The sequence below is a fragment of the Glutamicibacter sp. BW77 genome (assembly GCF_002332285.1).
Classification (GTDB): Bacteria; Actinomycetota; Actinomycetes; order Actinomycetales; family Micrococcaceae; genus Glutamicibacter; species Glutamicibacter bergerei.
This window is the reverse complement of record NZ_NRGT01000047.1, coordinates 37,800-52,580: the sequence shown is the minus strand read 5'-3', so window position 1 is coordinate 52,580 and position 14,781 is coordinate 37,800. Positions and strand designations below refer to the sequence as shown.

Annotated in this window: 15 protein-coding genes; 12 read left to right on the top strand and 3 right to left on the bottom strand. The window is 57.1% G+C overall.

Annotated elements, in window-relative coordinates:
- Positions 1-2 precede the first annotated feature (2 nt).
- Together CIK74_RS05690 and CIK74_RS05685 are read left to right on the top strand one after the other, a co-directional pair.
- On the top strand, positions 3-653 hold the full coding sequence (locus CIK74_RS05690; protein ID WP_096254810.1) for a 3-oxoacid CoA-transferase subunit B: 651 nt from the start codon (positions 3-5) through the stop codon (positions 651-653).
- Positions 650-1,819 (top strand): acetyl-CoA C-acyltransferase, encoded by a 1,170-nt coding sequence (locus CIK74_RS05685; protein ID WP_096254809.1) that lies wholly within the window; start codon positions 650-652, stop codon positions 1,817-1,819. Before CIK74_RS05690 ends, CIK74_RS05685 begins: the two co-directional genes overlap by 4 nt.
- Positions 1,820-1,895: 76 nt before the next feature.
- Here the strand turns inward: CIK74_RS05685 and CIK74_RS05680 are convergent, their stop codons facing one another.
- From CIK74_RS05680 to CIK74_RS05670, 3 genes are read right to left on the bottom strand one after another with little or no spacing between them, the layout of a single operon-like run.
- Positions 1,896-2,456, bottom strand: coding sequence for a histidine phosphatase family protein (locus tag CIK74_RS05680; protein WP_096254808.1), 561 nt, complete (start codon positions 2,454-2,456; stop codon positions 1,896-1,898).
- Positions 2,453-3,313: a metallophosphoesterase gene (locus CIK74_RS05675; protein ID WP_096254807.1), complete on the bottom strand. Its 861-nt coding sequence runs from the start codon at positions 3,311-3,313 to the stop codon at positions 2,453-2,455. Before CIK74_RS05675 ends, CIK74_RS05680 begins: the two co-directional genes overlap by 4 nt.
- The gene (locus tag CIK74_RS05670) at positions 3,310-3,972 is read right to left on the bottom strand and encodes a tyrosine-protein phosphatase (protein WP_096254806.1); all 663 of its coding nucleotides are present in this window, start codon (positions 3,970-3,972) and stop codon (positions 3,310-3,312) included. The genes CIK74_RS05675 and CIK74_RS05670 overlap by 4 nt, the downstream gene beginning before the upstream one ends.
- 253 nt (positions 3,973-4,225) lie before the next feature.
- Between CIK74_RS05670 and CIK74_RS05665 the strand changes: the two genes are divergently transcribed.
- The 10 genes from CIK74_RS05665 to CIK74_RS05625 all read left to right on the top strand — a co-directional run bounded on the left by CIK74_RS05665 (position 4,226) and on the right by CIK74_RS05625 (position 14,769).
- Positions 4,226-5,176, top strand: a complete 951-nt coding sequence (locus CIK74_RS05665) for a beta-ketoacyl-ACP synthase III (RefSeq protein WP_096254805.1) — start codon at positions 4,226-4,228, stop codon at positions 5,174-5,176.
- Positions 5,177-6,409: 1,233 nt separating this feature from the next.
- Entirely contained in the window at positions 6,410-6,532 is a 123-nt protein-coding gene (locus CIK74_RS19135) for a hypothetical protein (protein WP_256382653.1), read from the top strand.
- A gap of 66 nt (positions 6,533-6,598) precedes the next feature.
- Positions 6,599-7,759 carry a cupin domain-containing protein gene (locus CIK74_RS18485; RefSeq protein ID WP_141392884.1) on the top strand — a complete coding sequence of 387 codons (1,161 nt, stop codon included), beginning with the start codon at positions 6,599-6,601 and terminating at the stop codon, positions 7,757-7,759.
- Complete coding sequence (locus CIK74_RS05655; RefSeq protein WP_096254803.1) at positions 7,756-8,793, top strand: cupin domain-containing protein; 1,038 nt, start codon at positions 7,756-7,758, stop codon at positions 8,791-8,793. The genes CIK74_RS18485 and CIK74_RS05655 overlap by 4 nt, the downstream gene beginning before the upstream one ends.
- Positions 8,777-9,934, top strand: coding sequence for an arginase family protein (locus CIK74_RS05650; protein ID WP_096254802.1), 1,158 nt, complete (start codon positions 8,777-8,779; stop codon positions 9,932-9,934). Before CIK74_RS05655 ends, CIK74_RS05650 begins: the two co-directional genes overlap by 17 nt.
- On the top strand, positions 9,931-11,250 hold the full coding sequence (locus CIK74_RS05645) for an MFS transporter (RefSeq protein WP_194446425.1): 1,320 nt from the start codon (positions 9,931-9,933) through the stop codon (positions 11,248-11,250). The genes CIK74_RS05650 and CIK74_RS05645 overlap by 4 nt, the downstream gene beginning before the upstream one ends.
- Positions 11,251-11,372: 122 nt before the next feature.
- On the top strand, positions 11,373-12,275 hold the full coding sequence (rsgA, locus tag CIK74_RS05640; protein WP_229676996.1) for a ribosome small subunit-dependent GTPase A: 903 nt from the start codon (positions 11,373-11,375) through the stop codon (positions 12,273-12,275).
- A 68-nt stretch (positions 12,276-12,343) separates the two neighbouring features.
- On the top strand, positions 12,344-13,033 hold the full coding sequence (locus CIK74_RS05635; protein WP_170947755.1) for a hypothetical protein: 690 nt from the start codon (positions 12,344-12,346) through the stop codon (positions 13,031-13,033).
- 33 nt (positions 13,034-13,066) lie between these two features.
- Positions 13,067-13,771, top strand: a complete 705-nt coding sequence (locus CIK74_RS05630) for an FCD domain-containing protein (RefSeq protein ID WP_096254799.1) — start codon at positions 13,067-13,069, stop codon at positions 13,769-13,771.
- Positions 13,768-14,769 (top strand): asparaginase, encoded by a 1,002-nt coding sequence (locus CIK74_RS05625; protein ID WP_096254798.1) that lies wholly within the window; start codon positions 13,768-13,770, stop codon positions 14,767-14,769. Before CIK74_RS05630 ends, CIK74_RS05625 begins: the two co-directional genes overlap by 4 nt.
- The last annotated feature ends 12 nt before the right edge of the window (positions 14,770-14,781 follow it).

The window sequence follows — 14,781 nt, the reverse complement described above, 5'->3', positions numbered from 1 at the left end:
CCATGTGGACCAGAGATCAAATGGCCGCCCTGGCCGCCAGTGAACTAACCGATGGACAGTATGTGAACCTGGGCATCGGCATCCCCACCCTGGTGGCGAATAATCTGCCCGAAGGTGTCTCGGTGAAGCTGCAAAGCGAAAACGGGTTGCTGGGCATGGGTCCCTTCCCCTTCGAAGGCGAGGAAGACGCCGACCTGATCAACGCGGGCAAGCAGACCGTCACCATCCTGCCCGGTGGCAGCTTCTTCGACTCGGCCACCTCCTTCGGCATGATCCGCGGCGGCCATGTGCAGACCGCGATCCTAGGAGCCCTGCAGGTAGCCGCCAACGGCGACCTGGCCAACTGGACCATCCCGGGCAAACTGGTCAAGGGCATGGGCGGCGCCATGGACCTGGTGGCAGGCACCCCTCGGGTTATTGTGCTCACCGACCACGTTGCCAAGGACGGAAGCTCCAAGATCGTCGAGTCTTGCGATCTGCCGCTGACCGGGGTGGGGGTTGTGGACCGCATCATTACCGACCGCGCAGTTTTTGACATCGTTAATGCCACACTGGTGTTGCGTCAGGTCGCACCGGGGGAAACCCCGGAAAGCATCAAGAACATTACCTCAGCGAAATTCACCGTAGAACTCCAGGAGGACCTCTTAGCATGAGCGTCAAAATTGTAGGTTACGCACGCACCCCCTTCATGAAATTTAACGGTGCCCTCGCGGCCATCCCCGCCACCGAGCTGGGAGCCCACGCCGCCAAGGCCGCGCTGGAACGTGCCGGAGTTGACCCGTCCGAGGTGCAACGCGTTTTTGCCGGCCAGGTGCTCCAGGCCGGCGCCGGGCAGAATCCTGCGCGGCAGACCTCCATCGGTGCGGGCATCGGGTTGGATGTTCCGGCAATCACGCTGAACGCGGTTTGCCTTTCCGGCGCCGAGGCGGTGGTGGCAGCCGAACGTTTAATCGCGTCCGGCGAGGTTGACGTGGTCCTGGCAGTCGGCCAGGAATCGATGTCATTGGCCCCGCATGTGCAGCGTGCCCGCGCCGGCACCAAGTACGGCGCTATCGAAATGATCGACACCCTGGAGTACGACGGGCTCACCGACGCCCACGAGAAGCGCTCCATGGGTGTCTCCACCGAGGAACATAACACCACCTTAAAGCTGGACCGCGCATCCCAGGACACCGTCGCGGCACACTCGCACCAGCGCGCTGCCGCATCGGAAGAATTTTTCGCCGGCGAAATCGCACCGTTGACCATCACCACCCGCAAGGGCGAGACCGTGCACGGCGCCGATGATGGAATCCGCCCGCAGACCACCGTTGAATCCCTCGGCGGTTTGCGTGCCGCCTTCGCCAAGGAAGGCACGGTCACCGCGGGTAATTCCTCGCAGATCACCGACGGCGCGGCAGCAATAGTGCTCGCCTCCGACGCGGCGATCAAACGCCTGGGTCTGAAGCCGATGGCCGAAATCCTGTCCCACGCATTTGTTGCCGGACCGGACCGCACCTTGCACGATCAGCCATCCAACGCGATCAACACCGCGCTGGCCAAGGCCGAAGCAAAGGCCGCGGACCTGCAGGTGGTCGAGATCAATGAGGCTTTCGCTGCCGTGGCCGTGCAGTCCACCGCCACCTTGGGTATCAGCCCCGAGATCGTCAACCCGCACGGCGGGGCGATCGCGCTGGGCCACCCGATCGGGGCTTCCGGTGCACGCATCATCGGCACCCTGGCCCGTCAGCTCCAGGAGCTCGGCTCCGGATCGCTGGGTGCGGTAGGCATCTGTGGTGGCGGCGGTCAGGGCACCGCGGTAGTACTGCGTTCGCTCTAACCGCGCACCGCACGCGTAGTTGACGCACTAGACCCACGTTGAAGTTCATCAACGTGGGTCTTTGCCGTTTATTTTCTTAGTGCCACATCGGCTCGCGAGCCACATGATCTGTCAGCAGCTGGGATTCCACTCGCAGCACCTGGCCATTGGGCACCCACTGATGACGAGTTCCGTGCAAGGCACTGAGCACCGAACGGATCAGTGAGCCGTGGCTGACCACCACCACACGCTGGCCCGGATGCTGCACACTGATCTTGAACAACACGTTGATGGCGCGTTCCACCAGATGTTCTTCGCTCTCCCCCAGGTCCATGAGGCGCCGCACGTTCTCCTCACTCAGCCCGGTGACCACGGTGCCCTCCGCGTCGCCGTAATCGCGCTCCATCAGTTCCGGAAACTCCTGCACGCGCGGAGCTCCGAGCAGATCCGCGATGATCTGCGCGGATTGGCGGGCACGGAAAAGCGGGGAAGAGACCACCACATCCCAGGTGCCGGTTCCGGCAAGTTCCAGTGCCGCCCCGGCTGCCTGCCGGCGTCCGGTCTCATTCATCGGCAGGTCGCTGCGCCCTTGCAAGCGTCCTGCCCGGTTTGATTCGGTTTCTCCGTGCCTCACGAAGATGATTTCTGCTGCATTCATGGTGTTCTGCCTTTCGAATGCGCCGGAATTCTGGCGCGTGTTGCGTTTTTAGTGCTGCTTGCCTGCTGGTTTTTGGGTTTGCGCGATCCGTGGCGTACCGGGATCGCGGTGCTGCTCATGGAGTGCGAATCGATCTGGAGCAGCGAGAACCAGGAGCCCTCCGGCCCGCTGAGAATCTGCTGCGGCGCGTAGACGTCGGTGTTGTACGAGGTCGCCGGCGCCATATAAACGTTGGTGCCTTTCAGCTGTCCCACGCCAGCCTGATGAAAATGTCCGCAGAGGATTCCGCGCACGTCACTGCCGCTGAGTACCAGTGCGAGATCTTCGGGATTCGCTAGCCCGCGTCCGATCATGTGCGCATTGAGGGAATCCACCGGCGGGTGGTGCAAGGCAATGAGCGAACCGCGCGGTGCCGGGACCCGCAGCAGGCCCGAGAGCCACTGCAGCTGTTCCATGTCCAGCCGCCCCTGGGATTCGCGATATCCGCCGCTGTCCAACCCGATGATGCGCAGCCCGTTGATCTCGTGGACGGTGTTTGCGATGCGTGGTCCGGTCGAGAGCCGGTACACGTTGAATGCCTCGTTGATTGAATCCTGCGGGTCGTGGTTGCCAGGCACGGTGATGATCGGGCAGCCGAGCTTGTCCTGGAACTTGGCGAAGAGCTTGGCCGCCCGGCCGTGGATCGGCGCCCCGCGGTCGGCGATATCCCCGGTCACCACCACCACGTCGGGATTAAAATGCTTGGCCGAATGCAGTGCCGCACGCAACCGTGCCCATGCGTCGATGGTGCCGTGCAGCAGTTTTCCCTCGGCACACAGGTGCGGGTCGCTCAGCTGCACCACGGTGAGCTTTTTCATGAGCTGGCCACCAGCGGCCGCACAGTGCTTGCTCTGGCATGGGTGCCTAGCTCCAGCAGCCTGTGGAGTTCGGCCCCGGTCAGCCCCTTGCTCAGCAGGTAGCCGGTCACCGAGCCATAGCTTTCAACCAGCCAGTCCAGGGTGCCATTCAGGGTATTCGCGACGTGGCCGGGCAGACCATAGCCCGGTTCACGAACCGCCGACGCGTAGTCGGCGATGATCAGCTCACGCGCAACTCCCATCGCTTCGAGCAGCAGCGCGATCACCAGCCCGGTGCGTTTTCCACCGCTCTGGCAGACCACCGCGGTGTTTCCCTCCGCCGGCTGCGCGATCACCCGAAGCGCCGCCACCAGGCGTGCCCCGCGGCCATCGAGCAACAACCGCTGGTTCTGGCTCAGCGTCCGATCGTTGGGGTTCTGCCCGCAATAGAGCGGGATCCCCCGGTAGCGCAGCCCGGCAATGTCCCCCAGCGGTTCGTGCGGAATTTCGCGTGGTTCACGCAGATCGATCAGCGTAGTGATTCCCCGCAGGCGTAGCTGTCCGGCGTACGCAGCGTCCGTGGTTTGCGGGGCCACACCCCGGTAGATGGTCTTTGTTCCGAACCCCGGAACCGGGCGCAGGCTCATGAGTTCGGCAGCTGCGACCTGTACTGGTGACATCGTGCTCCCCTAGCCTCGATTCCTTCCGCAATGCTTTCCCACCATTGCACCGCAGTGGGTTGGACAGCAGATGAACGATGGGCCACCACGTCATGAACCTCCCGGGAAAAACGGATAATCCAGCCAGTTTTGCGCCCGTTGAGCCGGTTTTCAGCATATTCGCCCGGCTCCGGTGTCCGTTGTGAACGGCAAGTAGGCTCCAAAACGACTAACCTTGAGAGCAAGAGTGTTCATTTCCCAAGGAGTTAAACTCATGACCGGCAGCAAAGTCGTAGCCTTTGGCCATTTCCAGCCTGAGCGCATCGTGCCCAACACCGAGTTGGAAACGCTGGTCGAGACCAGCGACGAGTGGATTACCCGCCGCGTAGGGATTCAGGAGCGCCGCTGGGGCACCGGCGTCGAGACCGTTGATTCGATGGCGATCAAGGCCGCAAAGATGGCCTTGGACAACGCCGCGGACATCAACGCCGAAGACATCGACCTGGTCATCGTCGCCACCTGCACCGCGACGGATCGCACCCCTCATATGGCCGCCCGCGTGGCCCTGGGCCTCGGCATGGATCAGGGGCCGGCCACCATGGACCTGAATGCCGCCTGCTCCGGGTTCGCCCATGCGGTAGGCATGGCTCAGGGTGCGATCGCCGCCGGCAGTTCCACCAAGGCACTGGTTATCGGCTCCGAGATGCTCACCGATTTCACCGACTTCACCGACCGCAGCACCTGCGTGCTGACCGCGGACGGCGCCGGGGCGTTCATCATCACCGCCTCCCAGACCGCAGAAATTTCCCCGGTGGTTTGGGGGTCGGTTCCTTCGCTGTCCGATGCGGTACGCATCGAGGCGGACAATGACATGAAGTTCGCGCAGAACGGGCAGAGCGTTTACCGCTGGACCGTCACCCAGCTGCCGAAGATCGCATCGAAGATCATCGACCGTGCGGGAATGAAGCCAGAAGAGCTGGACGCGATCATCTTGCACCAGGCTAATCTGCGCATCATCGAGCCCTTGGCGGAGAAGATCGGCGCACCCAACGCCCGCGTGGCCACCGACGTGGTCTACTCCGGCAATACCTCGGCCGCCTCGATGCCGCTGGCGCTGTCCAAGCTGATGGCCTCCGATGAGCCGCTGGCCTCGGGCGATAAGGCTCTGCTCTTCGCCTTCGGCGGCGGACTGTCCTACGCCGGACAGATCATCACCATTCCCTAAGCGCAGACGGTACAGGGAGGATGCACGGGCTTGAGCCCGCGCATCCTCCCTTAAGCTGAGTATTCGATGCATCTTCGGCCCTATTTCACGCGTCCTACGACCCTTGGTGTTCCGTTCTCCCCAGAGCATCTAAACCGCCGCACGAAGGTATAACAGCCAGCGGCCTGGTTCCTCCGAACGCGCGGTGATGCTAGCCGCTGAGTTCTTCTATATCCAAGATCCGCGATCGCACAGCACGTGATCTTTTCTGCAGTAGTCGATTTTCTCCACGGCAGCAAAGGCAAAAGACCGCTTCCCGCGCAGGACCCGCCTCAAGTCCCAGTAGTCTGTCGAGCCAAGTCTGCGCGGATCCGAATCCAGCCGTTTTCCTCCCCTAGACGATGGCTTCCCCTTGTAGGCATCCACGTTGACCTGAATCATGCAATGAGATTCGAAGGTCGGTCTCCGTTCGGTCTATAAATTGAGCACCAGGAGTCCGGTTCAAGCGAACTCGTCAACACCTTTGAAACCGGTTACGACCTGCAAACCATCAGGTCAACACACTTCAACCAAGCGTCGTGGCGCTAAAGCTTGGACCATGAAACAGTCAATCCACTTTGTTGGCCCCCTCGACACTGCGGCTTTAGCGCACTGGCCCAGGCCTGATGCGGCCTGAACCTAATCCATCTGGGGATTTTCAGTCTGGGGTATCTCCTTGCCTGTTACCAGTCGATATATCCTCCACGGGCAGCAAATCTGCGCTTATGCATTCGGCAGGTGGAACCTCAAGGATGCGCTGGCCCTCGCTTCTTCGGAATTACCCTAAGCCAAGATTCGTCGCGGATAAGCACTTTCCAAAGAGAAGTCCCAGCCTAAAGGGGCCCAGATCCTCAATAAAGGCGTGGAGTAATTTCACACCCGTGGTTACATGTTCCATTTGACCCGATAGTTCATCCATTTTTCGGACGCAAGGGTCACATCACCTTGTCGCTCCGGTCTTTGTAAAAAGAGATAAGAACTGTTCTAAAAGATTCGTTTCTCGCCTTTTGAGACTTTGGAATGCCCTCGGCAAGAGCTTCTTCGACACGAGGAACGGCACACATGGAATATCTATTTTATCGTTCCACCGCAAGATAGAGTCTAAAAGATGTGCTTGACATCACATTCCAACAATGGAAGTGTGACTCTTGTACAAATGCTGTTCCGAATAAGAGCTAGTCGAACATGCATTCGTCCAAAGAAAGCGAGCGCACCATGAGTAATTCTTTTGACACCGCTACGACGATTGAGCAGTCCATAGAGATCGAAGATCTAATAATTACCGATGAAGATCTAATGGACGTACAACTTCGGGCTCGAATGGATGTCGGCCACTAAGCCAGTTTCATCAATCCAGCCTCGGTCGCAGAATACCGAGGCTGGATTGGTTCGAGAAAGTACAGGATGACGACGATTAAAAACGATGCTTGGTCTCGGTTTGCACAAGAGCATGGGCCGGACTTTGCAACAGTGGAGTACATTTCCTCGCTTGTTACTGCACCCGAAGCAATAGCCGGCACGATCGGTCATTCACTAATGAATGCGACTGATCCCCGCGTGCATGAAGCCATAGGACTCCCCCGGATAAGGGTTTTCGGCCCTTCTCAGCTAGATTATGAGGCCTCAGAAGCAGTAGTACATTCCAAATACGATGGCTCCAATCTGGTCGAATGGCTACAAGCAGTTACGGGCCGGAAGGATGTGTGCGCCGCGTTCAATGGAGTGGAGACGTGGTCGTCAAAAATTCGTTCCACCATCTATCGAAGTATTGTTGAGCCGATGGTCACGGCCTGTGGTGTTCCTCCGCGAGGATTAGACTTTTATTCCTTTATTGCAGTGTCCGGGTTCACTCCCTTTGGCATACATTCGGATCCCGAACCGTCATTTATTTTCCATTTGGGTCCAAGCACAAAAACTGTGTGGGTTTGGGAAAATGACACTTTGCCGAAATTACCGGATAATCGTGAGATCAGCCTCCATACAGATAAATATCTGAAGTCTGCCGATCATGAGTTCACCCTCAGTCCTGGAGATTTCTTATGCATACCCGCAGGTCGTTTTCATCTATTCCGAAACAATGGACCGGCCGTCTTTCTAGGAATGTCTTACTATCGGGAGGATAACCACGACGAACTGCTTCAAGCAATTTCAACCTTGGTCCGCCGCTCGGAAAATCAACAAGACCTGGCGAATACGGCGCTGGTTGCCGCTAGCAATGGTGAAATCCATCGTGAACTGGATCGCCGTCAATCTCAACGTTTAAGTAGGGGCCATTTAGGACCCTATCGGATATTGCCAGTTGAACTCTTCAACGTCGATCTGCCCGCTGAATGCCTAGATGTTCCTTTCGCTGTCAATAACAACCAAATTTCGGTCATGGGCCAGAGTATTTCGGTACCAGAGAGTATCTCAGATGAAGATATCTCTCGCTTTTTCCAACCGGGAAAAGTGCTCCGGGCTGTCGATCTTCAAAAACTAACGGATAATCCTTCCGAGGGGAACGCTCTCTTTATTGCATTACTACGTGTGGGCGCGACCTTCCAGACTACTGAGGCAGGTTCATGAGTATCTGGGAAGATGTTCAAGCAGCACTAGGTGTGGAATTATTTCCCTTCGGCGAATTTAGGTCAGGTAAGGTTGATCCCTTGACTCTGGCGGGTTTGGGTTGGCCCTCTGTCAACCGGATAATCAAGTACTCGAATTTCGAACCGGGAACCATCAAAGTAGTTCCGGAGACGGATCTGGACCCCGGTCTCTACATTGAAGCGAAAATGGGTGGCGGGACGATCATTGAACGCCAGCCGAGAAATAAACCTTTCACCGAATTACTCAGGGACGGCGCGACCCTTGTACTCAACAAAGCAGATCGGGCCATACCTGAGCTTTCTGACTTCGTAGAGCGGTTGATGTATGCACAAAATGAAGCAGCTTGGGCCAACGGATATGCATGCTGGTCCAAAAATTCGCCTTTTGGCCGGCATTCCGATTCCCACGACACCATTATCGTGCAAACGGAAGGTCGAAAACATTGGCGCGTATACCGTGGTAGCGGATCGGACGCCGAGCTAGTCTTCGACAAAATTCTTGAAGTCGGTGACTTTATACATGTTCCAGTCGGTTGGGACCACGAAGTAACAGGTGTCGGATGCGAAAGTCTTCACTGGACTTTCGGAGTCGCTCATACCTCGCAGACCGAAGCGATAAACGAACTCATTAGTTACGGATGGAGTCTTGGCCAAATCGATCGGTTGAGTGAGGAATCCCTACGCTGTCGTCTTTTACATCTCCGCGGAGAACTTAGCACGGAACACCGGAAAGGACTCTCACTCCCGTGGCGCGTACATGACTCCTCATTTAGTGGCGCAGTCCTCCGCTGGGCTGGACGCTTCAAGCCCAGCTTAGAAATTAACGAAGGACAGCTCCATGTCAGAGGATTGGGGAAACTGGTAAAACTCCCATTGACCATGCGACCAGTTCTCGAGGTGCTCATTTCTGGTGGAGGCTTGCCCTTTGATAGCTTGTCCAATTCCGCGCGGGAAGTCGTACTGTCTATGTTTAACGCCGAGCTATTGATTGCTGAGCATGCAGACCAAAAATAATACAACTAACGACGTTGAGTGGGTGTGGCATCCCGCATTGTTCGAACAAGACTCAAAACTTTTGAATCCGGCCGAAGGTTCTTCTCTGGAACTAAACGAGGCGGTGTTAAAACTTCGTGCCCGCTCCTCTGTCGCACGTTCAGAACTAAACCCTGAAGTTTTCGACAAACTTAGTCGCCGTCGTTTCCTTATCCCCAAAGAATGTGCGCTCGTTGCAACGCACGGACTCCTTAAATCCGCCCAACCCGTCGTCGAAGTCGAATGCGCTCAACATTCGACACCTTGGGGCCTGATTGGTGCGGGCGTTTGGCAAAACCCCGATCCAGATCTCGCAGTTCACGACGTGCTCGCGGGACTCCGACGCGGACTGCAACGCTCCCTCGCTATCGTCACAAGTGCCAATTCTTGGAACTGGAATGAGATGAGCACTTCAGAAACTTATCCCTGTCGCGTCGTTGACCATGGAAATCTTATCGTTGATTCGCGGATTGACACGGCACAAGACATCGCAAGCAGACTTTTAGCCGCAACCCGCACAGTTGGTGCCCAAGGCCATAACCCAGTTGTTATTGGCGGAGATCATTCTATTGCGTATCCCGTTATCAGTGCGCAACGAGAACGATGGAAGCAGCTAGTAGTGGTGCACCTAGATGCCCACGCGGACGCTCGTCCAATTCCTCACGGACAACAGACTGCAGATTGTGGAAACTTCGTCACCTGGTGCTTAGCGGACGAGCCGGACTTGCCATGGCTAACTCTTGGAGTGCGCGGTTACGACCCCGAGTTTTCGATGCCTTCACCTTTAACTGCAAAGCATGTCTCCTTTATCAAAGCATCAGATCTTGGATCTAAACAATGTTTCGATGAAATTGAACAACATTGCCAAGGACGCCCAGTGCATTTGAGCATCGATATCGATGTCCTTGATCCGGTCTTCGCACCTGAGGTTGCATATCCGGCCATTGGAGGGGCGGACCCAGACATTATTAAGGAAATCATCAACCGGATAAGGTCATCAGGAACAATCGTAGGAGTCGATTTCACGGAGGTTTGCGGCCCAATGACCCGACGAAATTTGGCTGCAATGCATGCCATAGACATGCTTACTCACATTTTAACGCCGAAAAGGACTATTTCTTGACATCGCAATCCGTTCGAAGTGGAAGTCCTTTTCGATTAAGCAGTTTCCGCCTCTACTACTTGGGCCAGTCGATTTCATTCTTGGGCGACGGAATCGTCCCGATGACGTTTGCGTTCGCTGCCCTGGCCGTGTCCGATTCAGGATGGGGTATGCCTATCGTGCTTCTGTCGTTATGGGGAACACGCATGTTGCTCATTGCTCCCGGAGGGAACGTTTCAGACAAGTACAACCGTGTCACCGTCATGATCGCTGCCGATCTGGTCCGCCTATTGGCTCAAATAATTCCGGTCTTCGCTTTTATCACGAATACAGCCACGTTATGGCATCTTGGGATCTCAGCAGCTCTGTACGGTGTCGGAACGGCTTTCTACATCCCCGCTAGCATTGGTCTGTTGCCACGGATTGTGCCAAAGGAATCGCTGCAAAAGGCGAATTCCTGGATCGAATTAACGCTAAACACAGGTCTTTTAGCTGGTCCAGCTTTAGCAACGGTTCTTGTCTCATTAGGTGGAATACAGACTGCATTACTATTTGATATTGCAACGTTCCTCATTTCAATAGCATGCTTGTCCGTCCTATTCCGCTTGCCCAAGGGGCAGCTTTTGACGAATGGCCTCGAGGAAAGCGATGACGGCAGGACCGCAGAATCCGTAAATGACGAAAAAGAAAACGAGATACCCCCAGGTTTTCTCAATGGATTGCGCCTTTTACCTCGCTACCCGGGTGTTTTATGGCTGATGTTGCTTTCGTGTCCCGTGCAGTTCAGTATCGCTTCCATTAGCGTCCTCGGTCCAATAATTGCTAGAGATAGTTTAGGCGGTATCGCGTTCTGGGCCGGCCTCGCGACCGCACTTGCCGCCGGAGGACTTGCAGGTTCCTTCCTTGCCGGATGGGTCAAAGTCAAAAAGCCGGTATTGCTTGTTCTGGTCGTATTAACGATTTGCCAGCCTATACAGCTGGTTCTCTTTGGCCTGGGACTGAACATCATTGTTCTGGCCGTTTCGTTCGCAGCTACAGCCATCCTCGTAACCATTGCGGGAATCCTTTTTGATACTTACGTCCAAATAACGGTGCCCGATTCTGCATTATCCCGAGTGGGATCAATCGAACAAACATTGATGTCTGTCATGATTCCGATTGGATTCGCCGTCAGTTTGCCAATGGCTCAGTGGCTGGGGTCCTCGCAGTATTTATATTCGTTAGCGGCCATAATAGCCATTTGCGGACTGATAGCCGCGATTTTCCTCTTCCCTCGTCAGTCAAGAATCGATGAGTCCCAGACACGAATGACCCAAAGAACAGGGAGCAACAAATGACAGCACTTAGAGATTTGCTAACGCAACTGGGAATGCCCACGGGAGCCGACCTAAATTGGACCACCAGGGACGAAGGGCGTCCGGGCCGAATCGTAGCCATGCATGGACGACAAGTGGAAGTCATGGCTGTGAGAGGTGATGCGCTGGAACATGTTGTACTTGATCTTTCGCGCAACCTTGCTACTACCCCGGTGACGGGAGATTGGGTAGTTGTCAACGCCGATAGAGTTGTATCGCTCGGTGGTCGAACTACCAATCTTTCGAGACCCGACCCAAGCGGTCAAGGAGTTCAAGTACTTGCTGCCAATATCGATCACGTGATGATAGTCCTCTCGCTAGAGCGGGGACTCAACCTTAAGTCCTTGGAACGTCTTTCGGTCATGGCTTGGGACAGTGGCGCATTGCCGATTACGGTGCTCACAAAAGCCGATACGGTCGAGAATCCTGCGGAAGCAGTTGCAGAAGCCGCACTGGCAGCGCCTGGAACTGAAATTTTATTAACAAGTGCACTCACCGGACGCGGATTGGACCGACTGCGCGAAATTATGGCTGTCGGCACTACGACCACAATGCTTGGCGCTAGTGGGGCAGGCAAGACTTCCCTACTTAATGCCCTAGAAGACATTTCAGAAAAAGTCCGTGAAGTTAACACTTCTGGAGAAGGGCGTCATGCGACTTCTGCACGCCGCCTCTACCAATTATCCAGCGGAGGCGTCTTACTTGATCTCCCCGGTATTCGTTCACTGGATCTACTCGCCACCGAAGAAGGAATGGAGGAGACTTTTGTCGAAATTGCAGAATCTGCTCTGCGTTGCCGCTTCCATGACTGCGAGCATGGCACCGAACCGGGTTGCGCCGTCCAAGAAAGTGTCAAAGTAGGGGAAATTTTACAACGACGTCTCGATAATTGGCACAAGATCCGCAGAGAAATGTCTTATCAAGAACGCAAAGGTGATGCAGCGTTAATGGCAAAGCAACGAGCGGAGTGGAAAAACATGACTAAGAGCCACAGGTCAAGAAAATGATGCCTCAGTGTATACCCGTGGTCGGGCAGTGGCCGCTTACTGCATCGGCACTAGATGGGCCGATTTGTGTGAAATCGCAAGCAGATGACTGGCCGATCCATCGGCTTGTACGCTACCAAACACTTCAAATCGACTACGCAGAACAAACTGTCAATGTCGAAACTCAAGATGGAACGATCCCCTCAACGGTGGGTGACTACTTTCAATTACTCGCAAAAGGAGGCGGGCTAGATACCTATTTGAAGGGTTGGACGGTCTCAAACAACCTCACCGACTTCGCAAGACTACCGTTACCAGCTGTATTCCAGAACTGGTTTGACGATCTTCCCCATGGATCACGACCTGACTGGAATTGGATTTTCGTCGGGCCCAAAGGCAGTAAATCGGCATTGCATATCGACGTGATGTGCAGTTCTGCGTGGAATCTTCTGGTTAGCGGAAGAAAGAAGTGGTTATTCCAGTCTCCTGCGCTCGCTGCTGATGCAGGATTGCTACAAGATTCTCTCGTGGAGTCATCTGGAAACGAAGCCCGAATCCAATACGCGCATATTCAAGAACCCGGCGATGTAGTCATCGTTCCGGGCGGGTGGGCCCACGCAGTGGAAAACTTGGATCTGACCGTTTCACTCACTGGCAACTGGGTAAATAGTTCTAATGCACAGTTGGTCGAAGCAGAACTCGCGCTCCAAGGATCGGGGCCATGGCGCCAAGTGATGGCTTCGCTACGCGCGCGACATCAAATCGGATTCAAAATTTGACGTTGGGTGCATCACACCCGCACACTGGTAATCATGAACCTGTCAGACAGCTGGACAGCCGGACAGCAACCGATTACTCGCACCAGCGCCTCCGAAGCCGTTTTCAACACGCTGCGCGCCGCCATCGAAGCGCAAGAGATCCCGCTGGGCGCAAAGCTCGGCTCCGAGGCAAGCCTCGCCTCCACCTATGGCGTCAGCCGCTCGGTAGTCCGCGAAGCGCTGCGCTCCTGCGCTGCGTTAGGGCTGACCCGCACCGAAACCGGGCGCGGCACCTTTGTCATCGCCCATCGCCCCACCCGCGACCTGGTGCTCGGCGGCTTCTCCTCCGCGGACCTTTACGAGGCCCGCCCGCACATCGAAATCCCGGCTGCCCAGCTAGCCGCCGCCCGGCGTACCAGCGAAGACCTGGAACGGCTGACCGGACTCCTCGAAGATATGGAATCCGAAGACGGCGCCGAAGCCTGGGTGCAGCTGGACGCGGCATTTCATGCCGCGATCGCCCGCGCCAGCGGCAACTCGGTGTTTGACCGCGTGGTCGGAGACATCCGTGAGGCCATGTCCCGCCAATCCGAAACCGTCAACCTGGTCACCGGACGCCGCACCCCCTCAAATACCGAGCATCGCAAGATCGTGGCGGCCATCGGCGCCGCAGACACCGAGGCCGCCGGACACGCAATGGCCGAACATCTGGCCGCGGTGCAGCACGCAGTTTCAACCATCGTCAGGAGTACCAAGTGACCCCGTCCGCAGCCACCTCCGCCGGATTTGCGCAATTAGCCGCCCAACCCCTTGCCCAGCATGTGCCGCTGGTCGCCGCGAGCCGCGGTGAGGCGCTCGAATCGATTCATTACGGTTCGGCGGTGCTGCTTGATTCCCACGGTGAGATCATCACCGCGCACGGAGATCAGCAGGCCCGCTTCTACCCGCGCTCCGCGCTGAAGCCGCTGTTTGCGGTGGCGATTCTCCGCTCGGGCCTGGAGCTAACCGGCGAGCAGATTGCGCTGGCCGCGGCCAGCCACTCGGGCTCCGCACGCCACCAGCAGGTCGCCGAGTCCACACTGGAAGCGGCCGGGCTTTCCGTCGTGGATCTGCGCAACTCCACCGATCTTCCCTACGGCGGGGCCGAGCGCGCCGCCTGGCTGGCCGAAGGCGGCACCGCCACCCAGCTGGCGCAGAACTGCTCGGGCAAACATGCCGCGCTGCTTGCCATGTGCCAGCACAACGGGTGGCCCACCAAGAATTATTTGGACGCCGATCACCCGCTGGCCGCGACGCTGCGCGGAATCGTCGAGGAACTGACCGACGAGCAGATCCTGCGCGTAAGCACCGACGGCTGCGGCACGGAAGTCTACCCGTTGACCTTGGCCGCGTTGGCCCGCGGTTTTGCCGCGTTGTCCAGCGCCGCACCCGATACCGCCGAGGGCCGGGTGGCCGCGGCCATGCGCGCCTACCCGGAACTGGTGGCCGGCGAGGGACGCGACGTCACCGCGCTGATGCGCGCGGTCCCCGGTGCCGTGGCCAAGGACGGGTTCGAAGGAATCCAGGCCGTCGGCTTGGCCGATGGCTCATCGCTCGCGGTCAAGATTTCCGACGGTTCGGACCGTGCCCGCATGCCGATTACCGTCAGGCTGCTGGCCGAATGCCTCGGAGCGCGCGCGCCGCAAGAGCTGACCGAGCTGGCCTGCTCGCCGCTGCTCGGCGGCGGGGCACCCGTCGGCCAACTCGCGGCCCTCTAAAGAGTTTTAGTT

Bases quoted from the DNA above. Each gene is read 5' to 3' on its own strand.
- CIK74_RS05690 (WP_096254810.1), top strand. From the start codon at position 3: ATGTGGACCAGAGATCAAATGGCCGCCCTGGCCGCCAGTGAACTAACC.
- CIK74_RS05650 (WP_096254802.1), top strand. From the start codon at position 8,777: ATGCAGACCAAAAATAATACAACTAACGACGTTGAGTGGGTGTGGCAT.
- CIK74_RS05665 (WP_096254805.1), top strand. From the start codon at position 4,226: ATGACCGGCAGCAAAGTCGTAGCCTTTGGCCATTTCCAGCCTGAGCGC.
- CIK74_RS05680 (WP_096254808.1), bottom strand. From the start codon at position 2,456: ATGAATGCAGCAGAAATCATCTTCGTGAGGCACGGAGAAACCGAATCA.
- CIK74_RS05670 (WP_096254806.1), bottom strand. From the start codon at position 3,972: ATGTCACCAGTACAGGTCGCAGCTGCCGAACTCATGAGCCTGCGCCCG.
- CIK74_RS05685 (WP_096254809.1), top strand. From the start codon at position 650: ATGAGCGTCAAAATTGTAGGTTACGCACGCACCCCCTTCATGAAATTT.
- CIK74_RS19135 (WP_256382653.1), top strand. From the start codon at position 6,410: ATGAGTAATTCTTTTGACACCGCTACGACGATTGAGCAGTCCATAGAG.
- CIK74_RS05655 (WP_096254803.1), top strand. From the start codon at position 7,756: ATGAGTATCTGGGAAGATGTTCAAGCAGCACTAGGTGTGGAATTATTT.
- rsgA (WP_229676996.1), top strand. From the start codon at position 11,373: ATGGCTGTGAGAGGTGATGCGCTGGAACATGTTGTACTTGATCTTTCG.
- CIK74_RS18485 (WP_141392884.1), top strand. From the start codon at position 6,599: ATGACGACGATTAAAAACGATGCTTGGTCTCGGTTTGCACAAGAGCAT.
- CIK74_RS05630 (WP_096254799.1), top strand. From the start codon at position 13,067: ATGAACCTGTCAGACAGCTGGACAGCCGGACAGCAACCGATTACTCGC.
- CIK74_RS05675 (WP_096254807.1), bottom strand. From the start codon at position 3,313: ATGAAAAAGCTCACCGTGGTGCAGCTGAGCGACCCGCACCTGTGTGCC.